The 20,236-nt window shown below is 59.6% G+C and carries 22 protein-coding genes and 1 pseudogene; 13 read left to right on the top strand and 10 right to left on the bottom strand.

The window, feature by feature from the left end:
- Positions 1–92: 92 nt before the first annotated feature.
- A complete protein-coding gene (locus tag BLP82_RS18160) occupies positions 93–1,091 on the top strand; it encodes a sulfate ABC transporter substrate-binding protein (protein WP_092170954.1) in 999 nt (332 codons plus the stop codon).
- Positions 1,092–1,384: 293 nt separating this feature from the next.
- Positions 1,385–2,587 carry an MFS transporter gene (locus BLP82_RS18165; RefSeq protein WP_092170958.1) on the top strand — a complete coding sequence of 401 codons (1,203 nt, stop codon included), beginning with the start codon at positions 1,385–1,387 and terminating at the stop codon, positions 2,585–2,587.
- A gap of 60 nt (positions 2,588–2,647) precedes the next feature.
- Here the strand turns inward: BLP82_RS18165 and BLP82_RS18170 are convergent, their stop codons facing one another.
- The 4 genes from BLP82_RS18170 to BLP82_RS18185 all read right to left on the bottom strand — a co-directional run bounded on the left by BLP82_RS18170 (position 2,648) and on the right by BLP82_RS18185 (position 6,131).
- Entirely contained in the window at positions 2,648–2,839 is a 192-nt protein-coding gene (locus BLP82_RS18170; protein ID WP_003204476.1) for a PLDc N-terminal domain-containing protein, read from the bottom strand.
- Positions 2,840–2,910: 71 nt separating this feature from the next.
- The gene (locus tag BLP82_RS18175; RefSeq protein ID WP_092170961.1) at positions 2,911–3,441 is read right to left on the bottom strand and encodes a hypothetical protein; all 531 of its coding nucleotides are present in this window, start codon (positions 3,439–3,441) and stop codon (positions 2,911–2,913) included.
- A gap of 250 nt (positions 3,442–3,691) precedes the next feature.
- Positions 3,692–4,210: an ankyrin repeat domain-containing protein gene (locus tag BLP82_RS18180; protein WP_092170964.1), complete on the bottom strand. Its 519-nt coding sequence runs from the start codon at positions 4,208–4,210 to the stop codon at positions 3,692–3,694.
- A 94-nt stretch (positions 4,211–4,304) separates the two neighbouring features.
- Positions 4,305–6,131 carry a long-chain-acyl-CoA synthetase gene (locus BLP82_RS18185; protein ID WP_092170967.1) on the bottom strand — a complete coding sequence of 609 codons (1,827 nt, stop codon included), beginning with the start codon at positions 6,129–6,131 and terminating at the stop codon, positions 4,305–4,307.
- A gap of 354 nt (positions 6,132–6,485) precedes the next feature.
- On the opposite strand from BLP82_RS18185, the gene BLP82_RS18190 reads away from it, so the two are divergent.
- On the top strand, positions 6,486–6,764 hold the full coding sequence (locus BLP82_RS18190; protein ID WP_003204481.1) for a DUF3509 domain-containing protein: 279 nt from the start codon (positions 6,486–6,488) through the stop codon (positions 6,762–6,764).
- A 158-nt stretch (positions 6,765–6,922) separates the two neighbouring features.
- Here BLP82_RS18190 and BLP82_RS18195 read toward each other — a convergent pair whose 3' ends face one another.
- From BLP82_RS18195 to aroC, 3 genes are read right to left on the bottom strand one after another with little or no spacing between them, the layout of a single operon-like run.
- The gene (locus tag BLP82_RS18195) at positions 6,923–7,468 is read right to left on the bottom strand and encodes a 1,2-dihydroxy-3-keto-5-methylthiopentene dioxygenase (protein WP_092170971.1); all 546 of its coding nucleotides are present in this window, start codon (positions 7,466–7,468) and stop codon (positions 6,923–6,925) included.
- 34 nt (positions 7,469–7,502) lie between these two features.
- Positions 7,503–8,648 carry an MFS transporter gene (locus BLP82_RS18200; protein WP_092170974.1) on the bottom strand — a complete coding sequence of 382 codons (1,146 nt, stop codon included), beginning with the start codon at positions 8,646–8,648 and terminating at the stop codon, positions 7,503–7,505.
- Positions 8,649–8,682: 34 nt separating this feature from the next.
- A complete protein-coding gene (aroC, locus tag BLP82_RS18205; protein ID WP_060741135.1) occupies positions 8,683–9,774 on the bottom strand; it encodes a chorismate synthase in 1,092 nt (363 codons plus the stop codon).
- 143 nt (positions 9,775–9,917) lie between these two features.
- Between aroC and BLP82_RS18210 the strand changes: the two genes are divergently transcribed.
- Together BLP82_RS18210 and BLP82_RS18215 are read left to right on the top strand one after the other, a co-directional pair.
- Entirely contained in the window at positions 9,918–10,883 is a 966-nt protein-coding gene (locus tag BLP82_RS18210) for an alpha/beta hydrolase (protein WP_092170977.1), read from the top strand.
- Between the two features lie 106 nt (positions 10,884–10,989).
- Complete coding sequence (locus BLP82_RS18215) at positions 10,990–11,778, top strand: hypothetical protein (RefSeq protein ID WP_060741133.1); 789 nt, start codon at positions 10,990–10,992, stop codon at positions 11,776–11,778.
- A 174-nt stretch (positions 11,779–11,952) separates the two neighbouring features.
- On the opposite strand, the gene prmB is transcribed toward BLP82_RS18215, so the two are convergent.
- A complete protein-coding gene (gene prmB / locus BLP82_RS18220; protein ID WP_060741132.1) occupies positions 11,953–12,861 on the bottom strand; it encodes a 50S ribosomal protein L3 N(5)-glutamine methyltransferase in 909 nt (302 codons plus the stop codon).
- 254 nt (positions 12,862–13,115) lie between these two features.
- On the opposite strand from prmB, the gene BLP82_RS18225 reads away from it, so the two are divergent.
- The 6 genes and pseudogenes from BLP82_RS18225 to BLP82_RS32075 form a co-directional block, all read left to right on the top strand.
- Positions 13,116–13,706: a cysteine hydrolase family protein gene (locus BLP82_RS18225; protein WP_092170980.1), complete on the top strand. Its 591-nt coding sequence runs from the start codon at positions 13,116–13,118 to the stop codon at positions 13,704–13,706.
- 130 nt (positions 13,707–13,836) lie between these two features.
- Positions 13,837–14,157 carry a hypothetical protein gene (locus tag BLP82_RS18230; RefSeq protein WP_060741130.1) on the top strand — a complete coding sequence of 107 codons (321 nt, stop codon included), beginning with the start codon at positions 13,837–13,839 and terminating at the stop codon, positions 14,155–14,157.
- Between the two features lie 73 nt (positions 14,158–14,230).
- On the top strand, positions 14,231–14,788 hold the full coding sequence (locus BLP82_RS18235) for a Smr/MutS family protein (protein ID WP_053146321.1): 558 nt from the start codon (positions 14,231–14,233) through the stop codon (positions 14,786–14,788).
- Positions 14,789–15,083: 295 nt separating this feature from the next.
- On the top strand, positions 15,084–15,497 hold the full coding sequence (locus BLP82_RS18240) for a DUF4430 domain-containing protein (protein ID WP_092170984.1): 414 nt from the start codon (positions 15,084–15,086) through the stop codon (positions 15,495–15,497).
- A 121-nt stretch (positions 15,498–15,618) separates the two neighbouring features.
- Complete coding sequence (locus BLP82_RS18245) at positions 15,619–16,365, top strand: hypothetical protein (RefSeq protein WP_092170988.1); 747 nt, start codon at positions 15,619–15,621, stop codon at positions 16,363–16,365.
- Positions 16,366–16,571: 206 nt separating this feature from the next.
- A pseudogene (locus tag BLP82_RS32075) lies at positions 16,572–16,764 on the top strand (hypothetical protein); the annotation flags it as partial.
- 54 nt (positions 16,765–16,818) lie between these two features.
- On the opposite strand, the gene BLP82_RS18255 reads toward BLP82_RS32075, so the two are convergent.
- Entirely contained in the window at positions 16,819–17,688 is an 870-nt protein-coding gene (locus BLP82_RS18255) for a hypothetical protein (protein WP_139197876.1), read from the bottom strand.
- 160 nt (positions 17,689–17,848) lie between these two features.
- Between BLP82_RS18255 and folE the strand changes: the two genes are divergently transcribed.
- Positions 17,849–18,394 carry a GTP cyclohydrolase I FolE gene (gene folE / locus BLP82_RS18260; protein WP_010456659.1) on the top strand — a complete coding sequence of 182 codons (546 nt, stop codon included), beginning with the start codon at positions 17,849–17,851 and terminating at the stop codon, positions 18,392–18,394.
- Between the two features lie 102 nt (positions 18,395–18,496).
- Positions 18,497–18,868, top strand: coding sequence for a glutathione S-transferase N-terminal domain-containing protein (locus tag BLP82_RS18265; RefSeq protein WP_072406608.1), 372 nt, complete (start codon positions 18,497–18,499; stop codon positions 18,866–18,868).
- Between the two features lie 122 nt (positions 18,869–18,990).
- Here BLP82_RS18265 and BLP82_RS18270 read toward each other — a convergent pair whose 3' ends face one another.
- Complete coding sequence (locus tag BLP82_RS18270) at positions 18,991–20,157, bottom strand: aminotransferase-like domain-containing protein (protein WP_092170994.1); 1,167 nt, start codon at positions 20,155–20,157, stop codon at positions 18,991–18,993.
- Between the last annotated feature and the right edge of the window lie 79 nt (positions 20,158–20,236).

The raw sequence follows: 20,236 nt of genomic DNA on the forward strand, positions 1-20,236 counted from the left end.
AGCACTTTTTGATGCTTGAAGGTCTATAGGCTTGCAGCTAGTGTGCCGGCTAATTGCCCGGAACCCCCGTTCAAATAAAAAGGAATTCGTAAGTGAAGAACTTCTTTGGCGCCTCCCTTCTCGCCGCTGGCCTGACCTTCGGCAGTCTGGCCCACGCCGCCCCGACCCTGCTTAACGTTTCCTACGACGTCATGCGCGATTTCTACAAGGACTACAACGCAGCCTTCCAGAAGCACTGGCAGGCCGAGCACAACGAAAACATCACCGTGCAAATGTCGTTCGGCGGCTCCAGCAAGCAAGCGCGCTCGGTGATCGACGGGCTGCCGGCGGATGTCATTACCATGAACATGGCCACCGACATCAACGCCCTGGCGGACAATGGCAAACTGGTGCCCGATAACTGGGTCACCCGCCTGCCAAACAACAGCGCGCCGTTCACCTCGGCGACGGTATTCATCGTGCGCAAAGGCAACCCGAAAGCGCTGAAAGACTGGCCCGACCTGCTCAAGGACGGCGTGCAGGTGATCGTGCCCAACCCGAAAACCTCCGGCAACGGTCGCTACACCTACCTCTCGGCCTGGGGTTACGTGCTGAAAAATGGCGGTGACGAGAACAAGGCCAAGGCCTTCGTCGGCAAACTGTTCAAGCAGGCGCCGGTCCTGGACACTGGCGGTCGCGCCGCGACAACCACCTTCATGACCAACCAGATCGGCGACGTGCTGGTGACCTTTGAAAACGAGGCGGAAATGATCGCCCGCGAGTTCGGCCGCGACCAGTTCGAAGTGATCTACCCAAGCGTTTCCGCCGAAGCCGAGCCACCGGTCAGCGTGGTCGACAAAGTCGTCGAGAAGAAAGGCTCCCGCGAAGCCGCCGAGGCCTACCTCAAGTACCTGTGGTCGCCCGAAGGCCAGGAAATCGCCGCCGCCAACTACCTGCGCCCACGGGACCCGGCAGTACTGGCCAAATACACCGACCGCTTCCCGAAAGTGGACTTCCTGTCCGTGGAAAAAACCTTCGGCGACTGGCGCACGGTGCAGAAGACCCACTTCAATGACGGTGGGATTTTCGACCAGATCTATAGCGGCCAGTAAGAAAACAAATGAGTCATGCGCGGCCCTGTGGCGAGGGGATTTATCCCCGCTGGGCTGCGCAGCAGTCCTAAAATCGGACACTGCTGTGTTTCAGACAAATCGCGTCGGCTGCATTTGGGGCTGCTTCGCAGCCCAACGGGGATAAATCCCCTCGCCACAAAGACAGCGCCAGCGCGCTCCCGATGCGTTCATCATCAACCGCAAGCATGTCTGATATCAGCCGCAAAGCCTGTTCCTGAGCCCTACAAGTCTTTAGCCTCGCGCCATCCTTTCAATTGATCGATGAGATTGCCATGAGTGCTCATTCACCCACCTCGCCCGGCAGCACCCTGACCCGCGGCATGGTCCTGCTCTTCGCCTTCTGCTGCGGCGCCATTGTCGCCAACATCTACTACGCCCAACCCATCATCGAACTGATCGCACCCGATGTCGGCCTGAGCAGCACCATGGCCAGCCTGATCGTCTCGCTGACCCAGATCGGTTATGCCCTGGGCCTGTTTTTCCTCGTACCGTTGGGTGACTTGCTGGAGAACCGGCGGCTGATGATTCTCACCACGCTGGTGGCGATTGCCAGCCTGTTGGGAGCGGCGTTCACCGACCAGCCGAATGTGTTCCTGCTGGTCTCGCTGCTGGTGGGATTCAGTTCGGTGTCGGTGCAAGTCCTGATTCCGCTGGCCGCGCACCTGGCACCGGAGGAATCCCGGGGGCGGGTCGTCGGTGGGATCATGGGCGGCCTGCTGCTCGGGATCCTGCTGGCGCGGCCAGTCTCCAGCGTCGTGGCCGATCACTTCGGCTGGCGGGCCATGTTCATCATCGCCGCCGCGTTGATGGCCGCGATCAGCATCGTCCTGGCGCTGACCGTGCCCAAGCGCCAGCCCGACCATAGCGCCTCTTATGGCCAACTGCTGGGTTCACTCGGCACCCTGCTGCGCCAACAACCGCTGTTGCGCCAACGGGCATTCTACCAAGCCTGTATGTTCGCCACGTTCAGTCTGTTCTGGACTGCCGTGCCGCTGGAGCTGTCACGCAACCATGGCCTGTCCCAGACTGAAATCGCCTTATTCGCCCTGGTCGGCGCCATCGGTGCCATCGCCGCGCCCATCGCCGGGCGCCTGGCGGATGCCGGCCATACCCGCAACGCCTCGCTGCTGGCGATGCTGTTCGCCAGCCTGAGTTTCCTGCCGGCGTTCATCCATCCGCTCTACAGCGTGATCGGCCTGGCGGTGACCGGCGTGGTCCTGGACTTCTGCGTGCAGATGAACATGGTCCTGGGCCAGCGCACCATCTACGCCCTCGATGCCAAGAGTCGCAGCCGGCTGAACGCGCTGTACATGACCAGCATCTTCGTCGGCGGCGCCTTCGGTTCATCGATTGCCAGTGCGGTGTACGAGCACGGCGGCTGGTTGTGGGTGGTGATCGTCGGCAGCGCCTTCCCGCTGTTGGCCTTGCTGCGCTTCTTGAGTGCCTCGCGCAAGCCGTCCCTGGCCACGGCCTGAAACCCCACCCATAAAAAATGCCCGGTCGCTCGAGGCGACCGGGCATTTTTTATGGAGCGGTCAAATCCGCACGTTGCCACGCGGCCCGGCAATCGCCCAGATGATCAGGCCCAGGACCGGTAGCAGCAGGATCAGCAGCACCCAGAGAATTTTCATCCCGGTTTCCGCGCCACTCTTGAGCACATTGATGATCGCCCAGATATCGAGCGCCAGGATAATCAGGCCGACCAGGCCGTTGAAGGTGGAACCCATGGTGTCGCTCCCAAATGGTGATAGGCACCCTTAGGATAGCGGGCCCCAGGCAAGGGTTCCGTTTTATTGCTTCAGACGTGGACCGCGACCTTGAGAGCTTCCAAGGCCGGCGCGGCGGCGACGCCGACTTCGGCACACAGTTCCAGCACCCGCGGCACATCGTTGCCGTACACCAGCACCATTTGCATTTCATCGTCGAGCAACTGGCTGAAGTTCATCAGCACGTAACCGCCGTTTTCCTTGTTCAGGCTGCTCATCTGTATCTGGATGCGGTTGAGCGCGGCCAGGGCTTCGGTTTTCGCCAGCTGCTTGGGCTTGAGATTGAACGCTACGCCAGGGCCGAACGAGGCGACGATCTGTTCGAACAGGTCCACGTAGGTGTCGGCCTGGAACAGCACGGTGTCCGGCAGGCTGCCCACCACCACCCACTCACCCAACGGGATCGGGAACGTGTCGTCGTAGTTGATATCGGGGTTGGCGGCCAGGAACGCCGTCGGATCGGCGTAGGCCTGGGCCGCTTCGTCAGCGATTTTCACGATGTCCGCCTCGCCGAGGCAGCCGGAGCTGATTTTGCCGATGAGTTCGATGAGGGCGGCTTTCATGGGGGTGAATCCTGTGGCGAAGGGTGTTTTGAGGGCGGGCAGGATAGCGCATCACAACGGTCGAGTCAGGAACCTGTGGTCCCGGAGCTTTTGTGGCGAGGGGATTTATCCCCGCTGGGCTGCGAAGCAGCCCCAAAGACAGCTTGCCACACCGAGTTGTCAGGTTTTAGGGCCGCTTCGCGCCCCAGCGGGGATAAATCCCCTCGCCACAAGAGCAACGTCACTCCAGGATCACGGCCCCGGATGAAGATCAGGCCAACATCTTTTCCAACTGCGCCGTGGTGTCCACCGCGCCCATGGTCCTGGCGGCATCGAGGGCCGAGACACCGTTGGCGTCCTTGGCTTTCGGGTCGGCACCTTTGCCGATCAGGTAGTCGACGATTTCCACCCGGTTGAACATCGCCGCCATCATCAAGGCAGTACGGCCATCGAAGGACGCGCCTTCCACTTGCGCGCCGCCGTCCACCAACGCCGAGACCACTGCCAGGTCGCCCTTGAATGCCGCACCGGCAATCGGGCTCTGGCCATTGTCGTTGCGGATTTCCGGATCGGCCTTGTGCTCCAGCAGCACTTTCACCGTTTCCACATGCCCGTGGTAAGCGGCCAGCATCAACAGGGTGTCGCCCTTGTGATTGCGCAGGTTGGGCGGCAAGCCCTTGCTCAGGAGCGCGGCCATCATGGCGGCGTCGCCCTGGCGTGCGACGTTGAACACCTGCTCGGCAAACTCGGCAGCCTCTTCCGGGGTCATCTGGCGGCTTGTATCGGACATGGGAAACTCCACTCGGTTCTTCGCAAAGCGGCTAGTTTCGCGAGGGCCCCGGGCGCTGTCATCCCTTTTTTCACTGTGCCCGCCATAGCCAGAATCAATAACGCAATTGTCCGTCATGAATCCGCACCGCGAGTTGCCGGTCCACCCGCACGTACGTATCGGTACCCGGCAACCAGGCGTAGACCGGCTCATCCCCAGCGACGCACGGGTCGAACCCTTCTGCCTTGAGGCGCGTCTTCTGGTACTTGAAGGTGCCAGTGGTGTCCATCTTCACCTTGATGCGCAGGAACAGCGGCACGGCATAGGCGGGCAACTTGCATTGCAAGAATTGCAGCAGCTCGCTGAAGTCCAGGGTCGCCAGGGATTCGGCCGGGGTGATCGCCGCCATGCCGGCACGGCCATTGGTGCCATTGATCTCCACGCCATAAGCCACCGCCTCGGCCACCTGCGGATGTTGCAGCAAGACGTTTTCGACTTCCGTGGTGGAGACGTTTTCGCCTTTCCAGCGATAGGTGTCGCCGAGGCGATCGACGAACTGCCCATGCCCGAAGCCGATGTTGCGCAGCAGGTCCCCGGTGTTGAAATAACGGTCGCCGGGCACGAAGACATCCCGGCAGATGGTTTTTTCGGTCAAGGCTTGCTCGGTGTAGCCGTCCAGTGGCGCCTTCTCGTCGATCCGCGCCAACAGCAGGCCCGGTTGGCCCTTGGGCACTTTTTGCATGCGGCCTTGCAGGTTGCGCAACGGCAGGCCGCTGGCATGGTCGTACTGCACCAGTTCCCAACCCATCAGGGAGAACCCGACGGTGTTGTCGAAATTCAGGACGTTAGTGAAACCGATATTGCCGTCGCTGGCCGCATACAGCTCGCAGATATGATCGATGCCGAAACGCGTCTTGAAGGCCGACCAGGCCCCGGGCCGCAGGCCGTTGCCGATCATTTTCTTCGCTCCGTGGTGGCGGTCATCGGCAACAATGGGTTGGTCGACCAGATAGCGGCACAACTCACCGACATACCCCAGTGTGGTCGCCCGGTAACGGCGTACGTCGCTCCAGAACTGGCTGGCGCTGAACTTGCGTCGAATCGCAAACCCCGATGTGCCACAGATCGCCGCGCCCCAACACACGCACAGGCCGGTGGCGTGGTACAGCGGCAAGGTGCAATAGACGACATCGTCGGGCTGCATGTCCAAGGCGATCAGGCCGAAGCTGGTGGAGGTGCGCATCCAGCGACCATGGCGAAACACCCCGGCCTTGGGCAGCCCGGTGGTGCCTGAGGTGTAGAGGTAAAAACACGGATCGTTGCAGAAGACCTCCCGGCTGCACGCTGGGTTATCGCCCGGGTAATCCTCGCAACCGGCCATCAGGTCGACGAAACCGGACGGCACATCGACGCCATCCTGATCCGCCAGCCACCAGGTCCTTTCGCTCGACAATGCGGTGCGCGCTCGCACATCGTTGAACGCCGCGACCCGCTCATCCCCGACCACTACCGCGACCGGGTTGACCAGGGCCAGGCTGTGCACCAGCGCATCGCCGGTTTGCGAGGTGTTGAGCATGGCACTGACCGCACCAACCTTGGCCATCGCCAGCACACTGATCAACAACTGCGGCCGATTCTCGACGAATATCGCCACACAGTCGCCCTTGCCGATGCCTTGGGCCAACAGGTAATGGGCGATGCGATTGGCCTGCGCGTTGACCTGTGCATAACTCAACACCGTATCGCCACACAGCAGTGCCGGGCCCTGGGGATTGCGTCGGGTGGCCTGTTCGAAACACCAGCCCAGGCCACAAGGTTGGGTCGGGTCCAGGACATTGGCCAGCTTCCTGCCCTTGACGATCCGGGGAACAGCTCTAGCGATGGCTGGCAGCTTGCGCAGCATCATGCCCCAGGTAATGGCGTCGCTGGGTGTACGACTCATGGTGATCTTCCCCGTTCGACCTCGTGGGTCTCGGTTCTTGTTATCGCTGGCGGTGATTTTGGCTCGAAAGTACGCCGGCGGTCGCGGCGCTGTACATGCGGTTTTTGCAATGTTTTGTATCTGCTGCCCGAGGCAGGCGAAGCGTGAGCACCGGAAAACGATTTGGTTCCAAATATCGTTGCCCGACCACGCAAAATGCAGGATGCACGATGGCCGTTCATGCAAGATGCACGAAAGCGAAAAGAGAGCAAAAATATAACACTTTGTTTTTAAAGTGTTTTTTTAAATTCTAAATGCTGGCACAGACAGTGCAACCACCCCTCCACGGTTTGCCACACCATGGAGCAGTCAACTATGAACATGATTCAAGAAAAGTTTGCATCCCTGTTTTCCAACTACGAAGTGACCACCCAGCCCCGCCCGGATGGCGGCATTCTGCTGACCTTGCGCAATAGCGACGGCAAGCTGTTCAAACGCACGATTTCCTACGCTCAATTGCACGCGGGGGATCAGTTGTCCTGGGCGATCAGCGCGATCCGTCGCGACTTGGCTGAACAAGCCAGCGAGTTGCCCCAGATCACCCTGCTGCAGAGTCAGCATCGGTTTGCGCTGCCGACTTACCATAGCGCTTGAGTCTGCCGGACACTCGCGTTGCTGTTGACTGGGAAAACGGCGCTTCTTTCAGAAATGGGAAGCGCCGTTTTTTTGCGTCTTGAAAAAGCCCGCCGTGTTCCGGGCGATGGGTGGGCATATCCGTTCGACGGTAACGGCCGCTCACTTTTGAACGCAGGTCAGTCTTCCAGGCGAGGAAACCGGCGAGCAATATCATCGCCGGTGAACTCAGCGACCACCCCCTGGGAATCACCCGACAAACGGATCGAAACAAAATGCGGCCGTTCCCCCTTGTCAAACCAATGCGGCGTACCGGCAGGCACCGTTATCAAATCATTCCTTTCACACAGCACCGCATAGACGTAATCGCCAATGTGCAGGTTAAACAACCCTCGACCGCTGACGAAAAATCGTACCTCGTCCTGGCCATGGCGATATTCATCAAGCCACTCAGCCTGCGGCTCGACCTGCTCGGTGTGATCGCTGCTAACACTGACCACATCCACCGCAACGTAACCGCGCTCAGTCATCAACGCATCGATCTGAGCCTGGTAAGCCGCAATGATGTCCTCCTCACTGGCCCCCGGCTGAATTTTCGCCGACGCTTCCCAACGATCAAAGCGAACGCCTTGTTCCGCCAGGGTCGCGGCAATGTCCTCGAAATGGGTCAACACCTTGTTCGGAATGTCAGGGCTCGAAACGTGATAGACGGACAGGCTGCTCATGACAATGGCTCCAGCAAATTAATGGTTCGAAGGTTCATGGCCGGTCCTCTTGCATGCGTGTCGCAATGATAACGGCTGCCGCGAACGCGGCGAGGCTGGCGAGGCTGAACGTCCAGCTGGCGCCCAGGGCGTTCCAGCTGTAGCCGGAGTACAACGCGCCCAGGGCCCCGCCCGTACCGGCCAGCGCGGCATACAGCGCCTGCCCCTGGCCTTGCTGGCGAGGACCGAAGCTGCGTTGCACGAAATGGATGGCCGCGGCGTGAAAGCTGCCGAAGGTCGCCGCATGCAGCACCTGGGCGAACAACAACACCCAGAGGAACTCGGCCAGCGAGCCCAGCAACAGCCAGCGCAACGCCGCCAACAGGAAACTCGCCAGCAGTACCCGACGCACGGAAAACCGCGTCAGGATCCGGCTCATCAGCAGGAAGACCAACACTTCCGCCACCACACCGACCGCCCAGAGCAGCCCGATCAAGCCACGACTGTAGCCCAGGCGTTCGAGGTGCAGCGTCAGGAAGGTGTAATACGGCCCGTGGCTCACCTGCATCAGGCCCACGCAGGTGTAGAACGCCAGCACGCCAGGGTTGCGCAGTTGCCGCAGGAAGCCCTCCCCCGCGACGCGTGGCCCCTGCAAGGGCTGGGCGTTGGGCACCCAGAAGCTGGCAAGGACGATGCCGGCCATGATCAACACCAGCGCCACCGGGTAGATGTCCAGGCTCAGCCATTCGAACAAGCGGCCGAGCACGACCACGGTGATGATGAAACCGATGGAGCCCCATAGGCGGACCTGACTGTAGCGCGAGGCCTGCCCGCTCAAGTGGGCCAGGGTGATGACTTCGAACTGCGGCAACACCGCATGCCAGAAAAACGCATGCAAGGCCATGACCATCGCCAGCCAGGCGTAGCTTTTATCGATGAAGATCAGCGAGAAGGTCAGCAGCGTGCAGATCGCGCCGAACCGCACGATCGCCAGGCGTCGGCCGGTGTAATCCCCCAGCCAGCCCCAGATGTTCGGCGCCACGCAGCGCATGAGCATCGGAATCGCCACCAGCTCACCGATGCGCGCCGCGTTGAAGCCCAGGTGATCGAAATACAGCGCCAGGAACGGCGCCGTCGAACCGAGCAGGGCGAAATAGAACAGGTAGAAGCTGGAGAGCCGCCAGTACGGCAGTGCCGCCATGGTCGTCAGGCCACGGCGGCTGGCAAGCCGGCCATCAAAGTTGCCCCAGCACCGGGGTGCTGACGCGGACGTCGGCGTTCTGGCCGCGATGACGCAGCAGGTGATCCATCAGCACGATGGCCATCATTGCTTCGGCAATAGGCGTGGCACGAATGCCGACGCACGGGTCGTGACGGCCCTTGGTGATCACATCGACAGGGTTGCCATGGATGTCGATGGAGCGTCCCGGCGTGGTGATGCTGGACGTCGGTTTCAAGGCCAGGTGCGCCACGATCGGCTGGCCCGAGGAAATGCCGCCGAGGATACCGCCGGCATTGTTGCTGAGGAAACCGTCCGGAGTCAGTTCGTCACGGTGCTCGGTGCCACGCTGGGCGACACAGGCGAAACCGGCGCCGATCTCCACGCCTTTCACCGCGTTGATGCTCATCAGCGCGTGGGCCAGCTCGGCGTCGAGGCGGTCGAAGATCGGCTCGCCCAGGCCCGGCATCACCCCTTCGGCCACCACGGTGATCTTCGCACCGACCGAATCCTGATCCCGGCGCAGCTGGTCCATGTAGGCCTCGAGTTCCGGCACCTTGTCCGGATCGGGGCAGAAGAAAGCATTCTGCTCTACCGAATCCCAGGTCTTGAACGGGATTTCGATGGGCCCCAACTGGCTCATGTAGCCACGGATGACGATGCCCTGGCTGGCCAGGTATTTCTTGGCGATCGCACCGGCCGCCACGCGCATGGCGGTTTCCCGGGCCGAGCTGCGGCCGCCGCCGCGGTAGTCGCGCTCGCCGTATTTGTGGTGGTAGGTGTAGTCGGCGTGGGCTGGGCGGAACAGGTCCTTGATGGCCGAGTAGTCCTTGGACTTCTGGTCGGTGTTGCGGATCAGCAAGCCAATGGCGCAGCCGGTGGTGCGCCCTTCGAACACCCCGGAGAGGATTTCGACTTCATCGGCTTCCTGCCGCTGGGTGGTGTGGCGGCTGGTGCCGGGCTTGCGGCGGTCCAGGTCTCGCTGCAGGTCGTCCAGGGAAATCTCCAGGCCCGGCGGGCAGCCGTCGACAATGGCGACCAACGCCGGGCCATGGCTTTCGCCCGCGGTGGTGACAGTGAACAGCTTGCCGTAGGTATTGCCGGACATGCAGGGTGCTCCGTGAAAAACGCTGAGAGACTCAACCTTGGATTCGTAGTGGGCGCCAGTATACGCAGGCTCCCCGCGTAGTTCATCCTCGAACCTTATCGGCGGCTACCAGTCCAACCGGCACCTTCGCAACTAATGGCGTGATGATGTTAAAGCTGCTTGCCCTAAGCCTTACCTTGTTTACCGGCCTGTTTTCCTGCCTGGCCCAGGCCACGGTGCTGCAACGCCCCATCAGCCTCGACACCGGCAGCGGTGAGCTTTTCGGCTCGTTGTTGCTGCCCAAGTCCGACACGCCGGTGCCGGTTGTCCTGATCATTTCCGGGTCCGGTCCTACGGATCGCGACGGCAACAACCCCGAGGGCGGGCGCAACGACAGCCTCAAGCGCCTGGCCTGGGTGCTGGCCAGGCACAACATCGCCAGCGTGCGCTATGACAAACGTGGCGTGGCCGCCAGCCTCGCGGCGACCCCGGACGAGCGCAACCTGAGCGTCGAGGCCTATGTGGCCGATGCCGTGGCCTGGAGCCACAAGCTCGCCGCCGATCCCCGCCTGGGCCCGTTGATTTTGCTGGGCCACAGTGAAGGCGCGTTGATCGCCAGCCTCGCCGCGCCCCAGGCCAACGCGGCAGCGGTGATTTCGCTGTCCGGCAGTGCCCGGCCGATCGACCAGGTATTGCGCCAACAACTGAGCAACCGCCTGCCGCCGCCGTTGATGCTGCGCAGCAATGAGCTGCTCGACAGCCTCAAGGCCGGTCGGCTCGACAGCAACGTGCCGGCGCAACTGCAGGTCATCTTCCGCCCCAGCGTACAGCCCTACCTGATCTCGCTGTTCCGCCAGGACCCGGCCCGGGCCTTCGCCGCGTTGCAGATGCCAGCCTTGATCATTCAGGGCAGCAACGATATCCAGGTCGGCACCGATGATGCCCGGCAGTTGAAAGCCGCCAAGCCCGACGCTGAACTGGCGCTGATCGAAGGCATGAACCACGTGATGCGCATCGTGCCCAACGACGTGAAACGACAACTGGCCTCCTACAAGGACCCCAACCTGCCCTTGGCGGCCGAACTGGGTACGCGGATTTTGCGTTTTATTGACTCGTTAGCCGCGCGTTAGGCGGTTTTAGTCGATTTAGCTTCAGTACTGGCAAAAACAGCCGATAACCCGGTGTCGGATAGCGCAATGGCTACCGACCCGCCGGCCTGGACAGGATTTTGCCGTTATGACTGAAACTCAAGCTTCCCCCGACACCGCCGCCGAAGCCCCCGCCTCGTCTGCGGTGGAACTGCCGTGGGCCGACGTGCATACCGAGCATCACAAAATGCTCCGCCTGGCGCCGCTCAAGACCGACCGCGCCACCGGTGTGCGGCCGCTGCGGTTTGTCGAGTTCAGCTATGTCGAGCGCCACAGCAAGGAACGCAGCCTGCTGCGCATGAGCATCCAGTTGCCGAACCAGCGGGTGCGCAAGGAACAGAATCACCTGGATGTCTGGGCCGACCACGTCGAAAAACGCCTGTTCTTTTCGCCGGAAAATCTGCAAATCGAGCCGTTGAACCGTGGCATCGGCCGTTTCCTCGCGGCCCAAGGCATTACCTGGGCCAAGAAACGCTGGTCGGCCTATCGGGTCGAGGGTTCCGACCTGGATAACAAGGACGCCCTCAACGAAGACACTCGCCTGCGCCGCGACCGCTTTCTCAAGGCCCAGGGTTTCGAGGTGGCCTACGCCGACGCCCAGCACCTCAAGGGCAGCATCAAGCCGGCCCAGGTTGGCGATTTGGTCGGGGACTGGAACACCGAGAAGCTGCAGTTCGTGACCATCCTTGAAGCCGCGCAGATGCTGCAGCAAGCCGAGCAGAACCTGGCGGAACAGGAAGTCAAACTCAAGCAGCAGGAAGAAAAGGTCACCAAGTTCAAGCGCGAAGACGCCGGCCTGCGCTTCACCATCACCTGCCTGGTGGCGTTTGCCATGTTCCAGGCGGGATTGCTGATCTGGATTGCGACGCGGCACTGATTGTCAACGGCTCGGCTTACTCCACAACCCTGTGGCGAGGGGATTTATCCCCACTGGGGTGCGAAGCGCCCCCCAAACCTGCCCACGCGGTGTATCAGGAAAGTTGCGGGGGCTGCTACGCCGCCCAACGGGGATAAATCCCCTCGCCACAAAAGCCACTCACCGTCGATCTGATCAAACCCGCGAAGCGAACAACCCCTGGTGCTGGCGGCACTGCTCGGCGCTGAGCATGAACACGCCATGGCCGCCGCGCTCGAAGTCGAGCCAGGCGAAATCGACTTCCGGGTACAGCGCCTCGACGTGCACCTGACTGTTGCCGACCTCGACAATCAACAACCCCTTCTCGGTCAGATGATCGGCCGCCTCGGCCAGCATCCGGCGAACCAGGTTCAAGCCATCATCGCCACAGGCCAGGCCCAGCTCCGGTTCGTGCTGGTATTCCTGCGGCATGTCGGCGAAGTCTTCTGCATCGACATAGGGTGGGTTCGACACGATCAGGTCGAAACGCTGCCCCGGCAAACCGTCGAAACCATCGCCCTGGACGGTGAACACGCGCTCATCGACGCCATGGCGCTCGATGTTCTGGTTGGCCACTTCCAGTGCTTCGAACGACAGGTCGGCCAGCACCACCTCGGCCTCCGGGAATTCATAGGCACAGGCAATGCCGATGCAGCCGGAACCGGTGCACAAATCGAGAATCCGTGCCGGCGCCTGGCCCAGCCAAGGCTCAAAACGCTTTTCGATCAGCTCACCGATGGGCGAGCGCGGAATGAGCACGCGTTCATCGACGATGAACGACATTCCACAGAACCAGGCCTCACCCAACAGGTAAGCCGCCGGAATGCGCTCGGCAATACGCCGACGCAGCAGACGCTGCACATGGACCAACTCTTCGTCTTCAAGACGGCAGTCCAGGTAGCTATCGGCAATTTCCCACGGCAGGTGCAACGCGCCCAACACCAGTTGCCGGGCTTCGTCCCACGCATTGTCGGTGCCATGGCCGAAAAACAGATCCTCCCCATGGAAACGGCTGACGGCCCAACGGATGTGGTCGCGCAGGGTACGGAGACGGGAAGTGATCACGGCGGCAAACTCCAGAAAAATCGACGGGCGAGTCTACCAGCCAAACGCGGCCCCACCCAAACGCGCCTTGTTGACGAACGAAAAGCGCCGGACCAATCGTAGGATTTATCCGTTTTTTGCACCATCTATTGAACAGGACGAGCATCTTGACAAGGCTGTAGGCCAGCAACGGCGGCCCTTGTGATGGAAGCGATTCACAGAACCGCTCAGCCAGAGGACAATGTCGCAAAAGCCCCACTCGAAGGAGCCCCAGAATGTCCGTTCCAAAAACGATGTTTCAACTCAGCGGCCGTGGTTACGCAGCGGCCAATCTGAGTCAAGCGACCTTGATCATCATCGATGCCCAGAAGGAATACCTAGCAGGGCCCCTGGCCCTGAGCGGCATGGATGCAGCCGTCGCGAACATCAAGCAACTGCTCGGCGCGGCCCGTACAGCCGGTCGCCCGATCGTGCATGTGCGCCACCTGGGCACCCATGGCGGGCTGTTCGATCCACAAGGCGAACGCGGGGAATTCATTTCCGGCCTCGAACCCCAGGGCGACGAAACCGTGGTCGAGAAGTTGCTACCCAGCGCCTTCCACGGCACCGAACTGAAAAAGCGCCTGGAAGATTTCGGCCCCCTGGACCTGATCGTGTGTGGGTTCATGAGCCACTCCAGTGTCAGCACCACCGTACGTGCCGCCAAGAACCTGGGCTTTCGCTGCACCCTGGTGGAGGACGCCTGCGCCACCCGCGACCTGCCTTACAAGGGCGGCGTCCTCAGCGCCGAACACGTGCAGCAGACCGAAATGGCGATCATGGCCGACAACTTCGCCACCCTGGCCTTGACCCGCGACTTCATCTGATGCGCCTTGATGAGCGGCCCGTCCTGCCGCTCATCCGCAAAAGCCTCTCGTTTGCCGCAATTGCCCTACCTTCAGGAACAACCCGAATATCTTCCGGTCGAAGGGCCGATACCCATTGAGGAAGGTCGGAATGAAGTTATCCGATGGTTTTGACGCACGTCGCTTGCGGCCCAAGGGCCCGAGCAACTGGCGTTTTCGTTTTGGCGCGGCGATCGCTGCGCTCCTGGCAACACTCGGTGTCCTGCTGGCCATGGCCGGTGCGGCCAGCCTGCTGGGCCGTCCACCCGCACTGGGCGAGTTGAATGCCACCCCGCTGGGTTCGGCGATCATCCTGGCAGCCGGTCTTGTCGTATTGCTATTGGGCGTCTGGCTCTGGCGCCGCTGCCGCCGTCGCGCCCGCCAATCCCTGGAGCTGGCCATGGCTCCGCACTTGATGAAAAAGCACGACTGATCCGCCACCCGACGTTTTGTCGCGCCTGATCCCGCCAGAGTTGGGTAAACTGGCCGGCTTCGCGGAGGCTGACATGCAAGACGACGACTTTTCCCTGTTCAAAAGTGCCATCCAGGGCGTAAAACCGATCAAGCACGACCGTGCCGAGACCGGCAAGCCCAAGGCCGATCGCGCACAAATCGCCAAGCTGCGCCAAGCCGCCACCGTGCGCACCGACGCCACGACCGTGGACGGCTTGTCCGATCAGTTCGTGATCGACGTCGGGCCGGAAGACGAGTTGATGTGGGCGCGCGACGGTGTCCAGGAAAGCCAGATGCGCAAGCTGAAGGTCGGCCAGATCCCCTTCGAAGGCAGCCTCGACCTGCACGGCATGAGCGTCGAAAAGGCCCGGGAAACCCTTTGGGCGTTCCTGGCCGAAGCCACCCGATTCGAAATCCGCTGCGTGCGCGTCACCCATGGCAAAGCCGTACGCCTGGATGGCAAGCGACCGATGATCAAGAGCCACGTCAACACCTGGTTGCGCCAGCACCCGCAAGTGCTGGGCTTCACCTCCTGCCAGGCGAAACACGGTGGCGCCGGGGCGGTCTACGTGATGCTCAAGCGCACCATGATGGAAGGCCGCGACGAATAGCCTTCGTCTGCCGGGCTTGCAGCGCCGTGTCCGCTGCCGCCCCCAGCCCTTTGCGAAAAATCCCACAGGTTGCTTCATGTCTCTGGAACAGAATTACACCGCTATGTAGGGTGGGTTCTGCCTGGTCGTTAGAGGTAAGAAAATTTACCCAGCATGTATTTGTGCCCATCCGCGTCGACAGCGTCAAAACCATGAACTATGTTCAGATTCAATATCGCTTTCGCTTCGGTGCAGCCGATCAGCATCGTGCGCTTTTCGCAACGTTGGATCTACATGGCACAAGGATCAGCAATCTATGAGCACAACACAATCGGTAACCGTATCCGTGGTGGGGGGGCCTAGCGCAACGGTACCTTGGTCCTCAGGCATGAACGCACAACAGGCGTTGGAAGGGGCCTATAACATAATCAACAACACCAGCGTATTTACCTATGCACTGCAATACTACGGGGGCAATCTTGGGTATTTGGTCATGATGATTAATGAGACATACGATTCATTCATTTCATCCTCGGCGCCATTTCTTTATTGGGAGTTTTTAGTCAACGGGTCACCTGCCGCGACAGGAATAGACTCTGTCATGCTCCAGCCCGGTGATACCGTAAGCTTCGAACTTGAAATCTATGATGCTGTCAAACACACTCACTCGACAATCGCGGGCAAGAAACAGTTCCAAGCAAGCATTACCACACTGAAAAAACAAGATTAAAGCACCGAGAAATTGCAGCGTCGTCGGTTTCTGTATCCTTGAAGAATGCTTGCAGCCCGAGAATACAATGCCCTCACTGTCGCTTGTCAGTAGCCTGGCAAGAAGTAAAAATGGAGTATCTATGATTATTCCGATTACCGATGACACTGTCCCTAATGGTGGTGGTAGCTATGAAAAAGACGAAACCCTTAAAATCGGGGTTAAGTCCATGCAGAAAAAAGAATTTTTGTTTTCGGAAAGAGTAAAATTCAACATCAAACTCGGTACGGCCTCCCGAGGAATAATGGTTGCTGACGAAGGGACTCCGCTGGCAAAGCTCGGACCGGAAGAGAAGCTCTATATACTTGGACATAGCTCCTCAGGTGACAATCTGTTATCAGGAAAAACACCATCCGAGCTACTTGACCACCTTATCAAGCGTGGTTTGGACCTGATGCGCCCACTAAAAATTGTCCTTGTATCCTGTAATGCCGGAAGTCGCCTCACGGGAAAAAGCTTCGCCGAACTTTTTTTTGCCGAGGCATTTACGCGAATAGAAAAAAAACTCAGCTGGGACAACATGCAGATCAACATAAACCACAAAGCAAAAACCAATGGCGGTCATACATTATGGGTAAAAGCTCCGAAGGGAATGATCTCCTTTTCAAATCTCCACGATCTCAAGCCTCACATCCTCCCTCCTGAGTTTTACCCGGAATACCAACAACTAAAATCAAATCTCGATCTTAAAAAGATAGAAAAAGCATACCTCGAAGAGTGGCTTCAAAAAAAGATGCGAACAACTTTATGCACCGATTGGCAGTTCCTTCCCGAGTCCTCCGCACAAATGCGTTGGGGGCTGGGTGGTGAGAATCCGGCAGCACCTTGATATTGCCTTGTACCAATTACGCACCACTGGATTGGGGAGCTAACCAGATAATAAGTCGATAGGCGAAACAGAGCCGTAGGAAGCAGGCGAAGTCACCCTGTATTTTCCCTCCTACGAAGAATTTTGAGTTCATCCAGCTGTCCAGTGTCACCGACAAGCATTTCCAGGCGCCACTGAGCGAATTCGACATCCGCATCCACCGGTTATATAAGTGTCGACACACCTATGCAACCCTGTGCGTCATGGCGGGCATGAACCCTGCTTTTATTGCTACACAGCTAGGGCACAGCGTCCAGATGTTAATTTCGACTTATGCCCGTCGGATATTCGAGCACTGATTGGAGTGAGCTAGGTAATTTAGCGAACAGGTTAAGCGAAGGCGATCCCTCCTGGCAATGAAGCCCTCAATGAAAAGCCCCGCAATTGCGGGGCTTAAGTTTTCTCATACACGCTTCAAAATGATTCGACTGGCTTATTGACCTGCTTTTCAAGCTTTTTTTGGTCAAGCTTGGGAAGGGAGAACTTTAGAATCATATACGCATCGTTACCCACGCCACTGACGATGAAATCCGCAGTCCTCACATTATCTGGCGCCATTTCCACCAGACGACGAAAATCCCTTGCACCGTCAATCGGGAAATCGTTTTCAATGAAAGTGTAAATGATATTACCCGCATTCAAAGCTGCGCTTTCATAATCAGTCATCTGATGGGCTGCCTCTTGGACGTTCGCCGACTTGCCCAGTACTTGAAGCACATCCAGAAGAGACTTACCGTCGCTGATCACTACCATTTCAAAGTTCTTCTTCACGGCAGTCATGGCACGTAAAAACAACTCACGATCCAGCGGTGAAAGCAGCGAAACCATCGAAAGCTTATCGTTTTTAAAAACTAACGACGCAGTGAACTTATGTTCAATAAAAGCTAATTCGATACATTTCGATTTAGTATCTGGGCTCGTCGTGCAATCGTAATAACCGTCCGCCTCGGTGTATTTAGTGATCGGCGAATCGTAGGCGTAATCCTTAAACAGGTTGTCCGCTGCGGCTGCATTCTGCGTTCCCGAGAGAATGGCGACCATGGACAGGGCCAGCGCACAGGTTCTTTTAAGCATGGATTCCGTTCCTGAGATGAGGGCAAGAGGTAGCGTAATGCTATCAGCCTTGAAATAGATTTGTCTCCTCAACCCAAGCAGGCCGGTACGGTCAACCGAGACCTCAGGACAGCATCGACCGGATTGCAGCTTCGCGCCCGCCGGCCATACAACTGCCGTCACACTTAAGCTACCATGTGCAACACGGCGGGTATTAATCCCTGCAATCACTGCCTCTCAGCTTGGTCAAAGCGTCAGTTGCTGTCGACCTATGCCCTGTGGGTCTCCGGTACCGACTGGATGGCCTGGGCAGAATCGAAACGCTCGATTGGTACAAAATTGGTACAGACAGAACAAGTACCCTCCTGAAACCCTTATGGAATCAGCCTCTGTGACACTGGAACAGAACTACACCGCGATTCTCGGCCAACTCGGCGAGGACGTTTCCCGCGAGGGCCTGCTCGATACGCCCAAGCGCGCTGCCAAGGCCATGCAGTACCTCTGCCGCGGTTATGAACAGACGCTGGAAGAAGTCACCAACGGTGCCTTGTTCAGCTCCGATAACAGCGAGATGGTGCTGGTCAAGGACATCGAGTTGTACTCGTTGTGCGAACACCACCTGCTGCCTTTCATCGGCAAGGCCCACGTGGCCTACATTCCCAGCGGCAAGGTGCTGGGGTTGTCGAAAGTCGCCCGCATCGTCGACATGTATGCGCGGCGCCTGCAGATCCAGGAAAACCTCAGCCGCCAGATCGCCGACGCGGTCCAGCAAGTGACCGGCGCCCTGGGCGTGGCGGTGGTGATCGAGGCCAAGCACATGTGCATGATGATGCGCGGTGTGGAAAAGCAGAATTCCTCGATGATCACTTCGGTGATGCTCGGCGAGTTCCGGGAAAACGCCGCCACGCGCAGCGAATTCCTCAGCCTCATCAAGTAACCCGCCCCAAGAAAAAACCGGCGTGCATCGCCGGTTTTTTTCGCCGGTGAAAAATCAGGTAAGCTGCGCGCCCTCTTCTTCCCCGCCGCGAGGCTGAATACCGTGATCGTCAAAGCGCTTCGAGTTGGCCTGGGCCAGCTCATCATCCTCATCGACTTCATCACTCGCCCAAGCAAGAAACAGCGCCCGGCCGAGGCCCAGGCACAGGTCGACCAGGCCGCCCGCAGCCTGACGCTGTATCAATTCCACGCCTGCCCGTTCTGCGTGAAGACCCGCCGCACGTTGCGCCGCCTCAATGTGCCGGTGGCCCTGCGCGATGCGAAAAACAACGCGCAGGATCGCCAGACGCTGCTGGAACAAGGCGGCAAGATCAAAGTGCCGTGCCTGCGTATCGAAGAGAATGGCGAGACCACCTGGATGTATGACTCCAAGGTGATCATTGAGTATCTGGATAAGCGGTTCTCTGCAGCCTGACAATTTCTACTGTGACTACTGGCCCCATCGCGAGCAAGCTCGGCTCCCACAGGGGAAGGTCCACTGTGGGAGCCGAGCTTGCTCGCGATGAGGCCCGGACAGCCACCACAAAGCCCTTGATATCAAGCCGCTTTTGCAGCCAACGCCTCCCGCACCACTCCCGCCAACCGCTTGAGCCCTTCATCCAGCCGCGCCGGGTCGATGTGGCTGAAGTTCAAGCGCAAGTGCCCCGGATGCTGGTCCGGCTCCGGGAAGAACGGCTCCCCCGGCATGAACGCAACGTCGGCCGCCAGCGCGGCAGCGAGCAAGGTGCGGGTGTCCAGCGGTTGCCTGAGGGTCAGCCAGAAAAACAACCCGCCCTGGGGCACGTTCCAGTCCGCGATATCAGAGAAATGCTTTTGCAACGCCGCCTGGAACCGATCGCGACGGTCCCGGTAGAAATCCCTCAGTTCACTCAAATGGCTGCGGTACTGTTCGGTACCGATCCATTGCAGCGCCTGCCACTGACCGATGCGGTTGGTGTGCAGGTCCGCCGACTGCTTGAGCCGCAGCAGGTGCGGGAACAAATCCGGGCTGGCGATCAGGTAGCCTACTCGTAGTCCCGGCAACAGGGTTTTCGACACGGTACCGGTATAGATCCAACTGGCCTTCTTCAAGCGACTGACGATCGGCGTGGCACTGCCGCCATCGAACGTCAGCTCGCGGTAGGGTTCGTCCTCAATCAGGGTGACGCCAAACTCGTCCAGCAGCGCCGCCACGGCATCGCGCTTGGCTTCGCTGTAGCGCACCGCCGAGGGGTTCTGGAACGTCGGAATCAGGTAGATGAACGCTGGCCGATGCTGCTCCAGGCGGGCCCGCAACTGGTGCAGGTCGGGGCCGTCGGCCTCCAGGGGCACGGTGATGCAGTCGGCGCCGAACAGTTGGAAGATTTGCAACGCCGCCAGGTAGGTCGGCGCTTCGAGCATCACTTCAGTGCCCACGTCGATGTGCAGCTTGGCCGCCAGGTCGAGAGTTTGCTGGGAGCCGCTGACCACCAACACCTGACTCGCCTCACAGGCCACACCCAGCCCCCGCGCCTGGGCCGCCAGGGCTTCGCGCAGGGCCGGTTCGCCTTCGCTCATGCCGTACTGGCCCATGGACAACGGCATGGCCGTCCATTCCACCTTCGGCAGCATGGCTTCGGCCGGCAGGCCGCCGGCGAACGACATCACTTCAGGGCGCTGCGCCGCCGCGAGGATTTCTCGAATCAAAGAACTTTTGAGGCGCGAGACACGTTCGGAAAAAGCCATGGGGGGGTCACCTGTAGCGGGTCGCTGGAAGAATGAGTCAAACTGATTGACCGAAATTACTCCGACCTCTCTGGATACG

Origin of the sequence: Pseudomonas sp. NFACC37-1 (assembly GCF_900101575.1) — a bacterium.
GTDB lineage: Bacteria > Pseudomonadota > Gammaproteobacteria > Pseudomonadales > Pseudomonadaceae > Aquipseudomonas > Aquipseudomonas fluorescens_AA.